The organism is Achromobacter sp. JD-1, from assembly GCF_038594925.1.
GTDB lineage: Bacteria > Pseudomonadota > Gammaproteobacteria > Burkholderiales > Burkholderiaceae_B > Achromobacter > Achromobacter spanius_C.
The window spans coordinates 306288-322271 of sequence record NZ_JBCGCS010000006.1 but is presented as its reverse complement, the minus strand read 5'-3'; the positions used below and the strand labels follow the sequence as shown (position 1 = coordinate 322271).

Here is a 15984-nt window from a genome sequence, read left to right as displayed (position 1 = left end):
GCGGGTTCCGAACAAGGCACGCACTACCACTACACCGCCGAACTTGTGCCCGACAAAGTCGACTGGAAGCCCGAGCCCCAACCCAAACCCCGCCTCGATGGTCCGCAGATGGCCACCGTCGTCGGCCCTCCAAATGAAGAAATCTATTGCGACGCCTGGGGCCGTGTGAAGGTGCAGTTCCCCTGGGACCGGCTGGGTCGCAATGATGAACACAGCTCCTGCTGGATCCGCGTCTCGCAGAACTGGGCCGGCGCGCTGTGGGGGCACATGGCTATCCCCCGCATCGGCCAAGAAGTCATCGTGCAATTCGCAAATGGTGATCCAGACCAACCTTTGGTCATCGGGAGAACCTTTCGCGCCACCAACCTGCCGCCGTATGAACTGCCGCGCCACAACATCCTGAACACGATCAAAAGCAAGGAGCACAAGGGCAACCGCGCCAATGAACTGCGCCTGGACGACACGTCGGCACAGATCAGCGCAGCCTTGATGAGCGAGCACGGCGATACGCAGTTGCATCTGGGCTATCTGACGCATCCGCGTCCAGGTGGCGGAGAGCCACGCGGCGAAGGGTTTGAATTGCGTACGGATGAACACGGCGCATTGCGTGCGGCAAAGGGCTTGCTGTTAAGTACCGAAGCGCAGTTGCAAGCCAAGGGCGGGCAATTGGACCGATCCGATATCGTTGCGGCATTGGAATCGGCGCTAGAACTGGCCCGTAATCTTGGCGACTACGCCGCCACCCACGAAGGCGTGACCCACGACGCCCAGCCCCAGCAGTCTTTGACTGAAGCGGTACGCGACCTGGGCCACGGCACCAACAATCAGCCCGAGGGCACCGGCCAAGGCGATGCCGGCGCGATGGGTCTAAGCGCGCCAGCCGGCATCGCCGCCGCCACCCCCGCCAGCATCGTGATGACGGCAGGCGCCCACATCGACAGCATCGCCCAGCAACACCAGCAGATCAGCGCCGGTGAAAAGGTAGTCATCAACGCAGGCGGCGACCTGGGCCTGTTCTCGCAAAGCGGCAACCTGCGCCACATCGCCCACCAAGGCGAACTGCTGCTGCAAGCGCAACACAACGCCATCCGCATCCAGGCCGACCAAAGCGCCGAAATCACCTCCAGCAAACAGCATGTGCTGATCGCCGCCGACAAGCACATCACGCTGCTCTGCGGCGGCGCGTACATCAAGATGGCCGACGGGAATATTGAACTCGGCATGCCGGGCAAGCTGACGGTGAAGGCGGCACAGCACAACTTTGTGGGGCCAAACAGCGCATCGATTGAATTCAACACCTGGGAGGCAACGCCTTTCAACGACCGATTCCAGGCCACGCTCGCCGACGGCTCCCTCGCTCGCAATGCCGAATACACCCTATGGCGCAACGACGGCTCCCAAGTGACCGGCCGTACGGATAGCGAGGGTTTTCTGACCATGCAAAAAGACATGCGCATGGACGGCGTTTATATCGAATGGAAAGGCGATAAGAAATGACTGACATCAAACCTGAGAAAGACCCGCCGACCGAGCGCGTGGCGCCGTTTCACTACGACGCCCGGGGTCAACAGTGCTTCACCTGGACGCTGACGGATTGCAAGATCACCGACCCGGTTCAACTACGTATCGGGCCGGATCTGATCCTGCCGGTGATATTCATTCCAGGGGTGATGGGGAGTAATTTACGGTCGGTTTCCAAGCACCTCGACCAAGAATCCGAACCGGTGTGGACCCTCGACTACGGAGCGCTGGGGTTGCCGACTCACTTGCTAGCCCAGTGGATCACTAAAGAGGCGGGCTTTCGTCAGAGACGCTTGCATCCCGAACGTGTAGAAGTCGATGACCAAGGCGCGGTCCCCGACGTTCCGCTAGGAATGGTGCAAGAGAACGGACAACTACTACCCGCCGCCCGCAAAGCTGCCCTTAGGGACCGTTATCGGGAACGAGGTTGGGGAGAGGTTGGGCAGACTAGCTACGAACGCTTCCTGCGGTGGTTGGAGTATGCCCTGAACTCCCCCACAGTTCCTCGCCACGAAAACTATGCGCTTGAATTGGAGGACAAGCACTGGGAGGATCCAACAGCAACGTATCGACGCCTTAAGCCGGGCGTGGATGTTTTTATGCCCGGGTTGAACGGGCTGGATCGAAACGGAAGCGATGGACGCGTAAAACCGTTAACCACGGACGATCTGCTGGCCGGCGCACGGTTCAATATGCCAGTGCATGCGTTTGGGTATAACTGGCTGGCTTCAAATACCGATTCCGCCAAGAAACTCAAGGAACGCATAGAAACCCTGCTGGAGCAGTATGGAGATCGCTGTACGCAGGTGCTGTTGGTGACGCACTCAATGGGCGGCCTGATTGCCCGAATGTGCGCGACCCTGCCCGGCATGGAGACCGCAATCTGCGGAATTATCCACGGCGTCATGCCAACCAACGGCGCCCCGGTAGCCTACAGGCGTTGCAAAGTTGGCATGCGAGATGAGGACTACGGAACCTCGCTTGTGATCGGCGGCAGCGGGCAGGAAATGACGGCAGTTTTTGCTCAGTCGCCTGGTGCGTTGCAATTGCTGCCGACGCAGCGATATTCACCGGGATGGCTGAAGCTATTACGCGAGGAACAATCGCGCACCACTCCCGCAATGCCGGCAATCCCGTCCCCTTCGCAATGCCCGTATGAAACGATCTATCTCGAGAGATATCGGTGGTGGGGGCTCATCAAAGAAGAATGGCTGGCGCCAAAAGGCGGGACCGCTATCGAATGGCACGACTATGAGCAAGCAATTGGAAACGCGAAGGACTTTCACGAAGCCCTAAAGACCTATTACCACCCACATACCTTCGTGTTCTACGGGTCGGATACCAATTTCGCGAGCTTCGAATCCATTCGATGGACGATACGCCCGGGGTTGCGCCCAGCACACACCACACAGCCACCTATCCCGATCGAAGCCCTTCTCGAGGCCCGAAACTCGGATATTCAGCACGATGGTCGCACGCCGCTTTATGCAAGAGGACAAAGCCGCGTGGCGTCCCCCTCGCTACGGTATCTCGACGCCACTTTCCCGCCGGGAAAACTGCAATACAGCGATTGGGAGCTGCACTGCGAAATGCAGGACGGCATTGGGGACGGCACGGTCCCCATCAGTTCAGGTCGCGCACCGATTGACCAGGCCAAGCGCGGCCAAGTGAAAGAACAACTCGAAATGCAGGGGTTCGAACATGAAGGTCCATTCCGAAATGAATTGGTCCAGCAGATCACGTTGCAGTGGATCCTGAAACTAGCGGCCCAGGCGAGGAAGTCATCATGAAAACCCGCGTTGTTGCCGCCGCAATTGCGCTTGCTGCCCTCGTCGCCGGCAGCATCCTGCTCCTACAACACAAGGACACCCCTGTGACCAACGCAACCACAGACATCCGCACCTGGGCATTCGGCCGACACTTGATCGACTTGCCTTCGAACTGGCGGTACAGCACAGGCAGCGACGTCACGTTGTATTACGGATTGGATACCAATTTCACGACCGTCGAAGTCAGAGTGCTAGGTATGGATGTATCCCCTGAGCGCTTTACCAGCGTAGTAAACGACAGGTCGTCGCAGATCCAGCAGGTCGCTCATGATTCAGGCGGCTCTATGTTGCTCGCTCAGATCAGCCTAAATCCAACACAAACCCTGCTGCGTTTTTTTCGCAATCCAGAGCAGAAAAACTATCACACCCATGAACTGCATCTTCTTGTCGACGACGTTTACGTCCTGATCAAAGCCCATTCATACAAGAACGTCATGGCGCCCGTCGAAGCCCGCATCCAAGCCTTGGCCAAGACCATCTCTAAGATCACCGACCCGCAGAGTGCCGGACCTGGTTTTGGGCTCGGTCCCATCATCATCCGCGAACATCATGACCAGGAAATCGGCATGCTGGAGTTTTACATATCGGGGTCCAACATTAATTTGGAGGCCCGCATTACCGCCCTGCAGCCAGACTCATCCACGGGCCTTCAAGCACGCGCCAAGAAACAGCTATCCGGCATCTGGCATAACAGGTTGCGCGCGGGAAAGTTAACCCTTGCCGCCATGCCGGCGGAACAGTTTGCCTTCGGGTACACCGACGCCAATCACCACCGGTTCCTTTTCTTGGCGGAAAGCTACCGCGACACGCCAGGATTCACACAGCCGTCCATTCACATCAGCATGCGTGGTGGTGGCGCGCTCCCTCCCACCTTGGCAGAAGACTACCAACCCGACCTCGTCCGCTGGTCCCTCCCGCGCTTCGTCCCCGACAAGCACGCCATTCCCCCCTGGAAACGCCCGCCCGCGCCACCCCGCGTGGACGCGGCCTTGTCCGATAGGGAGGCCGGCAAGATTTGGGACGCCATGTTGGCGTCAATACGCCTGCGTTACCGAGCCGTCGCGCCCAAACCGCCATCGGCCTTTGATCAGGTCGGCAACCCCGAGAAAGCCGCTGCCGACAAGAAGGCGTTGGACGATTTCCTCAGCACTGATGAAAACGGAATGCCCTGGACGCCGCCGGAATCTGGAATTTGATAGGTGAGCGACCCGTTCTACCGCCCCGCCAACGCATCCACCACCCGGCTCATTGCCTCCAGGCCGGATTCGAACAAATGCTCCAGGAATGGCCCTGAGTGCGGCAGCACCACGGTCAGCACCACCACGCCGATGATGAGCGTGACGGGAAAGCCCACCGAGAACACGGACAACTGTTGCGCGGCGCGGTTCAGGATGCCCATGGCCAGGTTGATGGTCAGCAGTGCGCAGATCAGCGGCAGCGCCAGCAGCAGACCCGAGACGAACACGGTCTTGCCCCATTCCACCACCACGCCCCAGCCATTCTGGTGCAGTTGGATCGTGGCTACGGGCAAGGTGTCGAAGGACCGCACCAGGGCGGCCAGCACCAGCAGGTGGCCGTCCAGCGCCAGGAACGTCAGCATTGCCACCATGTTGAACAAGCGCGACAGCACGGCGGTGTTGGCGCCGGCGCTGGGGTCGAAGAACGAGGCGAACGACAGGCCCATCTGCAAGCCGACGAATTCACCCGCCGTCTGCACGGCGGCGAATACGATGCGCATCGTGAAGCCCATGGCGATGCCGATCAGCACCTGCTGCATCACCATCCACAGGCCCGCGTACGAGCCGGGGGAAACGGGCGGCATGGGGTCCAGCGCGGGGCTGACCGCCACGGCCAGCATGAACGACAGGCCCACCTTGACCTTCACGGGAATGGCGGATTCCGAGAACAGCGGTGCCGTGCCGACCAGCGCCAGGATACGCACGAAAGGCCAGAGAAACTGGCCGATCCAGCCGTTGAGCTGTTCGAGCGTGAAGGCGATCATGGGGAAACGTCCGGGGCCGGGCGGCGCGGGCCGCTCAGGACACCAGCATGGGGATCTGGCCGATCAGTAGCCGGATGTAGTCGACCATGACGCCGATGAGCCAGGGGCCCAGCAGCACCAGCACGCCGCACATGGCCAGCAGCTTCGGAATGAACGACAGCGTCATTTCGTTGATCTGCGTGGCGGCCTGGAAAATGCTGATGACCAGGCCCACCACCAGCACCACCAGCAGCAGCGGGCCGGCCATCGCCAGGACGATCTTCATCGCCTGGTAGGCCATGGTCATGACGGTTTCAGCGGTCATGGCGATTGCTCCGGCGTTATTGGTAGAAGCTCTGGGCCAGGGAGCCCATCAGCAGGTTCCAGCCGTCGGCCAGCACGAACAGCATCAGCTTGAACGGCAGCGCCACGGTCACGGGCGGCACCATCATCATGCCCAGCGCCATCAGCACGCTGGCCACGACCAGATCGATGATGAGGAAAGGAATGAAGATGGTGAAGCCGATCTGGAATGCGGTCTTCAATTCGCTGGTGATGAAGGCGGGCACCAGGATGCGCAGGGGCACTTGCGACGGATCTTCCAGCGCGGGCTGCTTGGCCAGGTTGGCGAACAGCGACAGATCGTTCTCGCGCGTCTGGTGCAGCATGAAGGTGCGCAGGGGGCCGGCGGCGCGTTCCACGGCGGTCTCGAATGGGATCGACCCTTCGGACAAGGGCTTGTAGGCGTCGGCGTAGATCTTGTCGAACACCGGCGACATCGTATAGAAGGTCAGGAACAGCGCCAGTCCGATCAGCACGTGGTTGGGCGGCGACATCGCCGTGCCCATGGCGCTGCGCAACAGGCCCAGCACGATGATGATGCGGGTGAAGCCCGTCATCATCAGCAAGGCGGCCGGCAGGAACGACAGCGACGTCATCAGCAGCATCGTCTGCATGCTGAGCGAGTACGTCTCGGAGCCGTTGGGGCCGGGGGTGGCGGTCAGGGCGGGCAGCGTGGCCTGGGCGACGACTCCGGCCGGAAAGAAGGCCAGGCCCAGCACCGCGGCGGCCGCCAGCAGGGGCAGGGCGCGCGGACGGGCAGGCAGGAGTGTCGTGCGAGAGAGAAAGCTCATGGGTGTCGCAAAGATGCGCGTGTCGCGCTAGCGGCGCTTGAGCGCCTGGCCCAGCTTGGCCGCGAAGGCCGCGGCGGGCAAGGGCGAACCCTCCGGCATCTGGCCGGCGGGCAGGGTGTGCAGGGTAGTGAGCTGGTTCGGGCCCACGCCCACCACCAGCCAGGTATTGTCGATTTCAACGACGACGATGCTTTGGCGCGCACCGACGGGCAGGCTGGCGATCTGCTTGAGCAGGTTGCCGCCGCCGCGTTGGGTCAGGCCGGCCCGCCGCGCCAGCCAGGCCGAAGCCAGGATGGCGGCCACCACCAGCACCAGGCCGATGACGACGCGCAGCAAGGCGGATTCAGTCATGGCGCCGGACTGCTAGCGGCGGTTGTTCAAGCGGTTGATCCGCTCGGACGGGGTGATGATGTCGGTCAGGCGGATGCCGTACTTGTCTTCGACGACCACGACTTCGCCTTGGGCGATGAGGTAGCCGTTGACGAAGATGTCCATCGGCTCGCCGGCCAGGCCGTCCAGCTCGACCACGGAACCCTGGCCCAGCTGGAGCAGGTTCTTGATGGTCAGGCGGGTGCGTCCCAGTTCAACCGTCAACTGGACGGGCACGTCCATGATCAGGTCGATATCGTTGCCGGAGCCGCTCGTGGCGCCAGCCAGCGGCTTGAACACCGACTGCGCCGCCGATTGTGCGGCGGGGGCGGTGGGAGCAGCGGGAGCAGCGGGAGCAGCCGGCGCCGGCGCAGCCGGGGCAGGCGCCGCGGCCTCGGGCGGCGTGGAGGCGGTTTGTTCAGCCATCGCGGCCGCCCAGTCGTCCTGCGGCTTAAGGCCGTCGGCTTGGGTGGGCGGGGTGGCGCGGGATTGTTCGGCGAGCGCGTCGGCCCAGTCGTCGGCCGGGGACGAGCCGGTGCCAGGCTCGTTCTTGTCAGTCATGGTCGGGGGCCTCGTTTGAATCGGTATCGTAGGTAAACATGTTCTGTACGCGAAGCGCGTACTGGCCATTGAAAACGCCGTAGCCGCATTCCATCAGCGGCACGCCATCCACATGGGCAATGACGGTCTGGGGCACGTCCACGGGAAGGACGTCGCCCACCTTCAAATGCATCAGTTCGCGGATCGACGACGGGATGCGCGCGAACTCCGCCACCACGTCGATGTCGGCGCTGCGCACCTGGCGCGACAACTGCTGCGACCAGCGCTGGTCAACCTCTTCCATCGTGGTTTCTTGCAGCGGCCGCGTCAGCAGATCGCGCACCGGCTCAATCATGGAATAGGGCAGGCAGATGTTCAGGTCGCCGCCGGTCGCGCCGAATTCGATGTGGAACGAGGTGACGACCACCACTTCATTGTTGCCGGTGATGCTGGCGAACTTGGTGTGCATCTCCGAGCGCACGTACTCGAATTCGATGGGATAGACGGGGTCCCAGGACTTGCCGTAGCTTTCCAGCGTCAGGTTCAGCAGACGCCGGATGATGCGTTGTTCGGTCGTGGTGAAGTCCCGGCCTTCGACGCGTGTGTGGTAGCGGCCATCGCCGCCGAACAGGCTGTCGATGACCAGGAACACCAGGTTCGGGTCATAGGTGAACAGCGCCGTGCCGCGCAGGGGCTTCATCTGAATCATGTTCAGATTGCTGGGCACGGGCAGGTTGCGTTCAAAGTCCGCGTACTTCTGGATCTTGATCGAGCCGACGGTAATGTCGGCGCTGCGGCGCATGAAGTTCAACAGCACATTGCGCATGTGGCGCGCAAAGCGCTCGTTGATGAGCTCCAGCGTCTGCATGCGACGGCGCACGACGCGCTCGGGCGAGCTCAGGTCGTAGGCGCGCGCGCCATCGTTTGCGTTCGCGGCCGCCGACTTGCTATCGCTCTCGCCGGTAACGCCGGCTAGCAGCGCATCGACTTCGTCCTGCGAAAGAAATGCCTCGTAGGCCATGCTTATTGCACCACGAACGCCGTGAACAGTACGTCGGTGACATACTGGCCATCAGGCAGCGGCGAGAACGGCTGGTTGACCGCGGTCTTGATCGCGTTGGCCATTTCGGTCTTGCCTTGCTGGGTCTGCACGCCGGTGGGCGATTGCGCCGACAGCACCATCAGAATGCGGCTGCGCACTTCAGGCATGTACTTTTCAAGCCGGGTGCGGGTCTGCTCGTCGCTGACGCGCAGCGTCAGGCCCACGTGCATGATGCGCTCGGTTTCGGCGTTCTGCAGCGTGACGGTGAACGCTTCGATCGGAACGAAGATCGGGGCGGGCACGGCGATGGGGCCCGCGGGCGGCGCCACAAACGTGGTCGGCGTGGCCTGGGGACCCTGGCCGGCTTGACCCGGTTGGCCGGGCTGGCCGCCGGGCACCTGGCCCACGCCCAACTGTACGGGGGCGCCGGCTTGCGGTTGCTGCATGCGTTGCGTGATGAACCAGGTTGCGCCGGCACTGGCGGCGGCAACAAGGAGCAAGACCAACAGGCCCAGCAGCAGGCGAAGAATGCCGATGCCGCCGGATTTCTTGGCGCCCGACGGCGCGGTTATGGGTTTGATAGTCGCCATCTCGGTTTCGATGCGTATTGAGCCGCTGGTGAAAACGGATTCTTAGTGGATGAAAGCATTCTGCCCCAAACTACGCCTCGGCTTGGAGGCGAAAAACAGGGCGAAAGCCGCGTATCTCAAGCTATTGCTGCACTGCCCGCGTCCGTTGCCAGGCGCGGGCGGCGCATTTGTCACGCAAAGGTGTCGACCAGTGCGTTGGCGTTGCGCGACACGGTCGCGGTGGGGGCCGCGTTGTCGGTCGACGCATCGGCAAGCGCCGACCCGTTGCCCGACTGGCGCTGCGATCCACCGTTGCCTTGCTGTTGCGCGAACTCCTGCTGCGCGGACTGTTCGCCCACGCTGGTCTGGCCCAGCGAAATGCCGGCTTGCGCCAAGGCCTGCTGCAATTGCGGCATTGCGGTTTCGATGGCTTGGCGCACGGAGGCATGCGCCGATACGAACGAGGCGCTGGCCACGCCGTCGGCAATGTTCAGGCTGACACGCAGGGGACCCAGGTCGGGCGGGTCCAGCCGCAATTCGGCGGTCTGCATGCCCTGGCGTGCGTTGGTGCTCATCATCACCACTTGCTGACCCAGCTCGGTGCCCCAATGCGTGCCGCCGACCGGGGTGGCGACCTGCATCACAAGCGGCACCGCCGGCGGAGCAAAGGCCGCCTGGTTCACGGCAGGGGCGGCCTGGCGTTGGGTCGCGGCGGCGATTGCCTGCGCCAGATGGTCCTGCGCCGTGGCGCCATGCTGAGGCGCCTGGAACTGCTGGGTGCTGCTGGTCAGGGCCGCGACCACTTCTTCTTCGGTGCGCGCGGGCAAGGTCGTGGTGGTGTGCTCGGGGTTGGCCTTGGTTTCGCGCGCAACGCGGGGTAGCGGCAGGTCGGCGGTGGCGCGTGGTGCGTCGGCCTTGACGGCCGGCTGAGCGGTCGGCGCGGCGGCGACGACCGGAGCCGCGGCGCTGCCCGGCTTGACAGCGGCGGTCAGCACGGGCTGCGCAACCTGGGCATCGCGCGCGGCAATGGCGGCGGCGACTTCCGCTTGCGCGGCGGTCACGGCGACCGGCGCGCGCGTGGTGGCGGGGGCGGCGACGTCGGCGGCGTTCAGCGCGGCGGTCAGCACGGCCGCGCTGCTGCCGAGTGCGGCAGCGGCGGCTTCGGCGGTGCCGCGCGCAAGCTGCACTTGTTCGGCGGCCTGCGCCGCGAGTTCAAGCGTTTGCTGCGGCAGGGCAGGCGCCGGCGGCTGCGCGGCGGCCACGGCCAGCGCGCCGGCCTCGGCGGAGGTCGCGGTGTTCACGGCGTCGTTGATGGCGCCGACGGCGGCGTCTTCAGCCTTGCCGACGGTATCGGTAGCGGCGTCAGCGGTCTTGCCAGGCATCTTGTCGGGCGTTTTGGCGCCATCATTTGCCGGACGCGAATCGGCCGACGGCTTCGGGCGTTGCTGAGCCAGCACGTCCGAGAAGCTCGGGCCTTTCTTGTTCGCGGGCGCGGGCTTGTTGGCGCCCAACGCATCGGCGATGGACGTTTTCGCAACCGGCGCGAGGGTGGGCAAAGGCAGGGGAGCGGTCATCTGGGGCTTCCTGTTAGGTATTGCTTAATGCATCCCGGCCTGGCGCTGGACCAGGCGGGCGGAATATTCATCGTTAGCGCGCTGTTCGCGGCGGGATTCCACGACGGCCTGCGCGCGCATCTCGCGCTGCGCCAGGGCGTCATAGGAGCTGAGCTTGCGTTTTTCCTGCTGCCAGTACTGGCGGCCCTTGGCCAGGTTGTCGTCCGCCTGGCGCAGCACGGTCTGCTGCTGGCCGATGGCGTCGTCCAGGGTGCCGATGAAGCGCTGGTAGTTGTGGCAATCGCTGGCAGACATGCCGGTCGTCATGGCTTGTTGCAGGCGTTCCAGGTAGTCCTGGCGGTAATCGCTCAACATGCCAAGCTGGCGCTCGGCATTGGTGCGTTCGGCGCTGAGCCGGCCTAGCAGGCGCGCGGCTTCATCCGTGCTTTCCTTGGCCAGGTTGATCAACATGTCCAAGGGCAATTGGCTAGGCATAGGTATCCCTTAACTCGAAACTGGCGCGCAACTGGTTGACGGCGTCGTCGTAGCCGATGTTTTCGCCGATGTCTTGCTGCAAGTAGGCTTCCAGGCGCGGATAGCGCGCGATGGCTTCGTCCAGTTGCGGATCGTTGCCGGCCGCATAGGCGCCCACGGCGATCAGGTCGCGGTTGCGCTGGTAGCGCGACAGGTTCTGCTTGAAGCGGCGCACGATGGCGAACTGCTGTGGTGTGATCAGCGAGGTCATCGCGCGTGAAATCGATGCTTCGATATCGATGGCGGGGTAGTGCCCGGCTTCGGCCAGATGGCGCGACAGCACCACGTGGCCGTCCAGGATGGCGCGCGCCGAGTCGGCGATCGGGTCTTGCTGATCGTCGCCTTCGGCCAGCACCGTATAGAACGCGGTGATGGAACCGGCCTTGCCGGAAGGACCGGGTGCGCCCATGCCGGCGCGTTCCACCAGCATCGGCAGCTTGGCGAACACCGAGGGCGGGTAGCCCTTGGTGGCCGGCGGTTCGCCGATGGCCAGCGCGATTTCACGTTGCGCCATGGCGAAACGGGTCAGCGAATCCATGATCAGCAGCACGTCTTGGCCCTGGTCACGGAAGTGCTCGGCCAGGCGGGTGGCGTAGGCCGCTCCCTGCAGGCGCAGCAGCGCGGACACGTCGGCGGGCGCCGCCACGACGACCGAACGAGCCAGGCCTTCAGGGCCCAGGTTGTGTTCGATGAATTCCTTGACTTCGCGGCCACGTTCACCGATCAGGCCCACGACAATCACATCGGCCTTGGTGTAGCGGGCCATCATGCCCAGCAGCACGGATTTACCCACGCCGGAACCGGCGAACAGGCCCATGCGCTGGCCTCGGCCCACGGTCAACAGCCCATTGATGGCGCGCACACCCGTGTCCAGCACGGTGTCGATGGGCGCGCGCGACAAGGGGTTGATGGGCAGCGCGGACAGCGGCGCCAGTTCGGCGCCCGTCAACGGACCCAGGCCATCCAGCGGGCGACCGGCGCCATCCAGCACCCGGCCCAGCAGGGCGTTGCCCACGGGCAGGTGGCGGCCCAGTTGCGGTTTGGCGTTGCCATTCAATTCAGCCTTGCGCGGCAACGGGATCGCGCGTTGCACCGGCGGTTCTCCGGGCACGACGCGCGCGCCGGGCGGCAGGCCGGAAATGTCGGCCTGCGGCATCAGGTACAGCGTGTGGCCGTCAAAGCCCACCACTTCGGCGTCGGCCCAGTGGTCATGGCCGCGCGCGATTTCGATGCGGGCGGCGGCGCCCACGGGCAGGCGCAGGCCGGTGGCGTGCAGCACCAGGCCGGTGGCGCGCGTGATCTTGCCGCTGACCAGCCAGGGGTCGGTGGAGGCGGCGCGGATCGAACCGATCTGCAACTGCGTCTGCCAGCGTTCCAGCACGGGCACGGCCGGGCTGGACGCCGCGGGCGCGGGTGTCAGACCAGGTTGCGCCGGGGCCGGGTTGCCGCTCATGCCGGATCCTCCCAGGACGCGTTGCGGCCCAGCGAGGCCGCGACACGGCGCCAGCGGGTTTGCAGGGTGGCGTCGACGTCGCCAAAAGGCGTTTCGGCGCGGCAGCCGCCGCGCGCGATGGACTCATCGGCCAGCACGCGCCAGTGGCCTTCCTTGAGTTCGTCCGCCAGGTGCAGACGAATCAGTTCAATATCTTCGGGGTTGGCCCACAAGCGCATCTGGCCATGGGTCGACGGGTTGATGTGCAGCACGTCGCGCACCGCCGCGGCCACGGCCTCGGGTTGTTCGGACAGGGTGGTGCGCACGACCTGCTGCGCAATGTCCAGCGCCAGCGTCAGCAGGCTCTGGCCCATCTTTTCTTCCAGGGCGCCCACGGACGCCGCGCAAGCCTGCACCAATGCGTGCAAGCGCTGCGCTTCTTCCGCGCCTTGTTCGCGCGCCTGGGCCAGGCCTTCGGCGTAACCGGCTTCACGGCCCGCGGCGTAGCCCGCTTCGTGGCCTGCCTGCTGGCCGGCTTCGACGCCGGCCGCATGGCCTTGCGCGTAGCCTTCCTCGCGCCCTTCGGCCATGGCCTGGGCGCGCAACTGCGCCATCACCACGGCGGGGTCGGGGCCCGGATCGGGTTCCGGCTCGGGCTCCACTTCGACGGGCTCCGGCTCGTCGAACGACAGCATCTGCCAGCGCCGCCAGGCGGCACTGCGCGAGATGAGCGTCGTCGCGCCGTTGTCCGCTTCAGACATACGCGTCGTCTCCGGAATTGCCCAGCACGATCTGGCCGCTTTCGGCCAGGCGGCGAGCGATCTGCAGAATCTTCTTCTGTTCGGTTTCGACCTTCGACATGCGGATCGGGCCCTGGGCTTCCAGGTCCTCGCGCAGCATTTCGGCGGCGCGGCTGGACATGTTGCGCAGGAACTTGGCGCGCAGCTCTTCCTGGGCGCCCTTGAGCGCGACCATGAGCGTGTCGTTGTCGATTTCCTTGAGGATGAGCTGGATGGCGCGGTCTTCGACGTCGAGCAGGTTGTCGAACACGAACATCTCGTCGATGATCTTCTGCGCCAGGTCGTTGTCGCGTTCGCGCAGGCTGGCCACCACGGTTTCCTCGTCCGAGGAATTCATCATGTTCAGGATCTCGGCCGCGGTGCGCACGCCGCCCATCTTGCTGCGCTTGGCGCCCTGGCCGGCCAGCACGGAATTCAACACTTCGGTCAGTTCGGACAGGGCGGCCGGCTGCACGCCGCCGAACGTGGCGATGCGCAGCATGACGTCGTTGCGCAGGCGGTCGGTCAACAGTGCCAGCACGCCGGCGGCGCGGTCGCGCTCCAGGTGCACCAGGATCGTCGCAATGATCTGCGGGTGTTCGTCGCCGATCAGTTCGGCCACGGTGTTGGGGTCCAGCCAGTTCAGCGCGTCGATGCCGCTGCCGCCGTCGCCGGCTTCCAGAATGTCTTCGATCAGGCCCGCAGCGCGATCGCTGCCCAGCGCCTTGGTCAGCACGCTGCGGATGTAGTCGTCCGAGCCCAGCGTGACGGCCATGAACTGGTCGGCTTCCTGACGGAATTCTTCCAGTACCACGGCCACGTCGTTGCGCGTGACCTGCTTCAGGCTGGCCATCGCCGCGCCCACCTGCTGCACTTCACGGGCGCTCAGGTACTTGAAGACTTCGGCCGCGGCGTCTTCGCCCAGCGACATCATCAGGACGGCGCTGCGCGTCATGCCGTCCATTGGCGTGGAATCATTTTTCATCTTTGCTCATCCAGGTGCGCAGAACCATCGCGACGGCGCGCGGATCCTTGTTGGCCATCGTGCGGGCACGTTCCAGGTTGTCTTCGTAACGGTTGACTTCCTTGGCGCGGGCCACGTCCTGGGCCTCGCGAGCCGCTTCCTGGCGCTCGGCTTCAGCCATTTCCGGATCCACCGGCGGGTACAGGTATTCGGTGACCGAGCGGCGCACCTTGCGGTACAGCCACAGTGCAACCACCAGACCCACCAGCCACGCAAGAATGGTCTTGAACAGGGCGATCATTTCCGGGTCGCGCCACATCGGCAGCGGCGGCGGGCCATCGTTGAACTGGCTGTTGACCAGGTTCAGCGAATCACCACGCGATTCCGAATAACCCATGGCTTCGCGGACCAGGTTGGTCAGCTTGTTCAGTTCTTCGGGCGGCAGGGCCTGCGGCTCACCGTCCTTGTCGCGCACGTAATTCACCACCACGGCGACCGACAGGCGCTTGACGTTGCCCACCGGCTGCTTGATGTGGCTGATGGTGCGGTCCACTTCATAGTTGGTGGTGGCGTCGCGGCGCTCGTTCAGGTTGGTGGCGGCCGCCTGGGTGCCGGTCTGCTGCTGTTGTTGTTGCTGCTGCTGCTGTTGCTGTTGTTGCTGAGCATTGGCGGGCGGCTGCGGCGGCTGCGCGGGCGGGTTCGTCAGCGGGGCCTGAGCGTTGGGCGGAGCCTGGTTGGACAGCGCGCCGGGCACACCTTGTGCGGGGTTCACGCCGCGCTGCGTGGAATCGCTGGTTTGCTGGCTGCGCACGGCGGCCTGGCCAGGTTCCTGGTTCGGGCGGTAGACCTCGGAGGTTTCTTCGCGGCGGGCGAAGTCGACGTCGGCGCTGGCTTGGGCGTGGACGTTGCCCGGGCCAACCAGCGGATTCAGGATGGTCAGGATGCGTTCGACAGTGCGCTGTTCCACTTCGCGCACAAAGCGCATCTGGTCGGCGTCCATGCCACGGCCTTCGCCTGCCGGGGCCGACAACAACCGGCCGTTCTGGTCCACGATGGACACGTTTTCAGCGGGCAACTCAGGCACGCTGGAGGCCACCAGCCACGAAATGGCCGACACTTGCGCGTCGCTCAGGCTGCGGCCGGGATACACGTTCAGCAGCACCGAGGCGGTGGGCGCCTGGCGTTCGCGCACGAACAGCGACTGGCGCGGCATGGCCAGGTGAACACGGGCGTGCTGCACCGTGTTCATGGCCTCGATGGAACGGGCCAGCTCACCTTCCAGGCCACGCTGGTAGTTGATCTGTTCCGAGAATTGGCTGGCGCCGAAGCGGGCGTTGTCCATCAGCTCGAAGCCGACGGAGCCGCCGCGCGGCAGGCCTTGTGAAGCCAATTGCAAACGGGCGTCGTAGACGCGGTCGGCGGGCACCAACAGCGCGGTGCCGTTTTCGTTGTAGCGGTACGGCACGTTCATGGAACCCAGGGCCGTCACGATGGCGCCGCCGTCGCGGTCATCCAGGTTCGAGAACAGCACCTTGTACTGGGGTTCGCTGCTCCACATCACGGTGGCGACGATCAGCGCGATGACGGCGGCAGCTGCGCCAAGCAGAATAGGCTTGGGCAGTGCGCGGACCTTTTCCAGCACAGGGAACTTCGCCAGCAGCGACGAACTCAGAGTGGCCTGCTGATTCATCGATGGCTCCCGCTGGCTACGCGGCGCAAGGAAAAAGTCTTCATGTCT

General features: G+C 64.3%; 16 protein-coding genes. 3 read left to right on the top strand and 13 right to left on the bottom strand.

What is annotated here, in order from left to right:
- The 3 genes from WBR68_RS12660 to WBR68_RS12650 all read left to right on the top strand — a co-directional run.
- A partial coding sequence (locus WBR68_RS12660; RefSeq protein ID WP_255696026.1) for a DUF2345 domain-containing protein occupies positions 1 to 1497 on the top strand: 1497 nt, incomplete at its 5' end.
- Entirely contained in the window at positions 1494 to 3311 is a 1818-nt protein-coding gene (locus tag WBR68_RS12655; protein ID WP_230694402.1) for a lipase family alpha/beta hydrolase, read from the top strand. The genes WBR68_RS12660 and WBR68_RS12655, both read left to right, overlap by 4 nt.
- Positions 3308 to 4546, top strand: a complete 1239-nt coding sequence (locus tag WBR68_RS12650; RefSeq protein WP_230694401.1) for a T6SS immunity protein Tli4 family protein — start codon at positions 3308 to 3310, stop codon at positions 4544 to 4546. The genes WBR68_RS12655 and WBR68_RS12650 overlap by 4 nt, the downstream gene beginning before the upstream one ends.
- 17 nt (positions 4547 to 4563) lie before the next feature.
- Here WBR68_RS12650 and fliR read toward each other — a convergent pair whose 3' ends face one another.
- The 13 genes from fliR to fliF all read right to left on the bottom strand — a co-directional run bounded on the left by fliR (position 4564) and on the right by fliF (position 15936).
- On the bottom strand, positions 4564 to 5352 hold the full coding sequence (gene fliR, locus WBR68_RS12645; protein ID WP_050450301.1) for a flagellar biosynthetic protein FliR: 789 nt from the start codon (positions 5350 to 5352) through the stop codon (positions 4564 to 4566).
- A 34-nt stretch (positions 5353 to 5386) separates the two neighbouring features.
- Complete coding sequence (gene fliQ, locus WBR68_RS12640) at positions 5387 to 5656, bottom strand: flagellar biosynthesis protein FliQ (protein ID WP_050450302.1); 270 nt, start codon at positions 5654 to 5656, stop codon at positions 5387 to 5389.
- Between the two features lie 16 nt (positions 5657 to 5672).
- Positions 5673 to 6464, bottom strand: a complete 792-nt coding sequence (gene fliP, locus WBR68_RS12635; protein ID WP_083447589.1) for a flagellar type III secretion system pore protein FliP — start codon at positions 6462 to 6464, stop codon at positions 5673 to 5675.
- Positions 6465 to 6491: 27 nt separating this feature from the next.
- Positions 6492 to 6815, bottom strand: a complete 324-nt coding sequence (fliO, locus tag WBR68_RS12630; RefSeq protein ID WP_050450303.1) for a flagellar biosynthetic protein FliO — start codon at positions 6813 to 6815, stop codon at positions 6492 to 6494.
- A 12-nt stretch (positions 6816 to 6827) separates the two neighbouring features.
- Positions 6828 to 7394: a flagellar motor switch protein FliN gene (gene fliN / locus WBR68_RS12625; RefSeq protein WP_230694400.1), complete on the bottom strand. Its 567-nt coding sequence runs from the start codon at positions 7392 to 7394 to the stop codon at positions 6828 to 6830.
- Complete coding sequence (gene fliM / locus WBR68_RS12620) at positions 7387 to 8394, bottom strand: flagellar motor switch protein FliM (RefSeq protein WP_050450305.1); 1008 nt, start codon at positions 8392 to 8394, stop codon at positions 7387 to 7389. The genes fliN and fliM overlap by 8 nt, the downstream gene beginning before the upstream one ends.
- 2 nt (positions 8395 to 8396) lie before the next feature.
- Positions 8397 to 9005, bottom strand: a complete 609-nt coding sequence (locus tag WBR68_RS12615) for a flagellar basal body-associated FliL family protein (protein WP_050450306.1) — start codon at positions 9003 to 9005, stop codon at positions 8397 to 8399.
- A gap of 170 nt (positions 9006 to 9175) precedes the next feature.
- Positions 9176 to 10558, bottom strand: coding sequence for a flagellar hook-length control protein FliK (locus tag WBR68_RS12610; RefSeq protein ID WP_127184319.1), 1383 nt, complete (start codon positions 10556 to 10558; stop codon positions 9176 to 9178).
- A 24-nt stretch (positions 10559 to 10582) separates the two neighbouring features.
- Complete coding sequence (fliJ, locus tag WBR68_RS12605) at positions 10583 to 11032, bottom strand: flagellar export protein FliJ (protein ID WP_050450423.1); 450 nt, start codon at positions 11030 to 11032, stop codon at positions 10583 to 10585.
- Positions 11025 to 12524, bottom strand: a complete 1500-nt coding sequence (gene fliI / locus WBR68_RS12600; protein ID WP_050450424.1) for a flagellar protein export ATPase FliI — start codon at positions 12522 to 12524, stop codon at positions 11025 to 11027. The genes fliJ and fliI overlap by 8 nt, the downstream gene beginning before the upstream one ends.
- Complete coding sequence (gene fliH, locus WBR68_RS12595; RefSeq protein WP_230694399.1) at positions 12521 to 13264, bottom strand: flagellar assembly protein FliH; 744 nt, start codon at positions 13262 to 13264, stop codon at positions 12521 to 12523. The genes fliI and fliH overlap by 4 nt, the downstream gene beginning before the upstream one ends.
- Positions 13257 to 14267, bottom strand: coding sequence for a flagellar motor switch protein FliG (fliG, locus tag WBR68_RS12590; RefSeq protein ID WP_050450426.1), 1011 nt, complete (start codon positions 14265 to 14267; stop codon positions 13257 to 13259). The genes fliH and fliG overlap by 8 nt, the downstream gene beginning before the upstream one ends.
- Positions 14257 to 15936: a flagellar basal-body MS-ring/collar protein FliF gene (gene fliF, locus WBR68_RS12585; RefSeq protein WP_230694398.1), complete on the bottom strand. Its 1680-nt coding sequence runs from the start codon at positions 15934 to 15936 to the stop codon at positions 14257 to 14259. The genes fliG and fliF overlap by 11 nt, the downstream gene beginning before the upstream one ends.
- Between the last annotated feature and the right edge of the window lie 48 nt (positions 15937 to 15984).

Bases quoted from the DNA above. Each gene is read 5' to 3' on its own strand.
- WBR68_RS12655 (WP_230694402.1), top strand. From the start codon at position 1,494: ATGACTGACATCAAACCTGAGAAAGACCCGCCGACCGAGCGCGTGGCG.
- WBR68_RS12650 (WP_230694401.1), top strand. From the start codon at position 3,308: ATGAAAACCCGCGTTGTTGCCGCCGCAATTGCGCTTGCTGCCCTCGTC.
- fliR (WP_050450301.1), bottom strand. From the start codon at position 5,352: ATGATCGCCTTCACGCTCGAACAGCTCAACGGCTGGATCGGCCAGTTT.
- fliQ (WP_050450302.1), bottom strand. From the start codon at position 5,656: ATGACCGCTGAAACCGTCATGACCATGGCCTACCAGGCGATGAAGATC.
- fliP (WP_083447589.1), bottom strand. From the start codon at position 6,464: ATGAGCTTTCTCTCTCGCACGACACTCCTGCCTGCCCGTCCGCGCGCC.
- fliO (WP_050450303.1), bottom strand. From the start codon at position 6,815: ATGACTGAATCCGCCTTGCTGCGCGTCGTCATCGGCCTGGTGCTGGTG.
- fliN (WP_230694400.1), bottom strand. From the start codon at position 7,394: ATGACTGACAAGAACGAGCCTGGCACCGGCTCGTCCCCGGCCGACGAC.
- fliM (WP_050450305.1), bottom strand. From the start codon at position 8,394: ATGGCCTACGAGGCATTTCTTTCGCAGGACGAAGTCGATGCGCTGCTA.
- WBR68_RS12615 (WP_050450306.1), bottom strand. From the start codon at position 9,005: ATGGCGACTATCAAACCCATAACCGCGCCGTCGGGCGCCAAGAAATCC.
- WBR68_RS12610 (WP_127184319.1), bottom strand. From the start codon at position 10,558: ATGACCGCTCCCCTGCCTTTGCCCACCCTCGCGCCGGTTGCGAAAACG.
- fliJ (WP_050450423.1), bottom strand. From the start codon at position 11,032: ATGCCTAGCCAATTGCCCTTGGACATGTTGATCAACCTGGCCAAGGAA.
- fliI (WP_050450424.1), bottom strand. From the start codon at position 12,524: ATGAGCGGCAACCCGGCCCCGGCGCAACCTGGTCTGACACCCGCGCCC.
- fliH (WP_230694399.1), bottom strand. From the start codon at position 13,264: ATGTCTGAAGCGGACAACGGCGCGACGACGCTCATCTCGCGCAGTGCC.
- fliG (WP_050450426.1), bottom strand. From the start codon at position 14,267: ATGAAAAATGATTCCACGCCAATGGACGGCATGACGCGCAGCGCCGTC.
- fliF (WP_230694398.1), bottom strand. From the start codon at position 15,936: ATGAATCAGCAGGCCACTCTGAGTTCGTCGCTGCTGGCGAAGTTCCCT.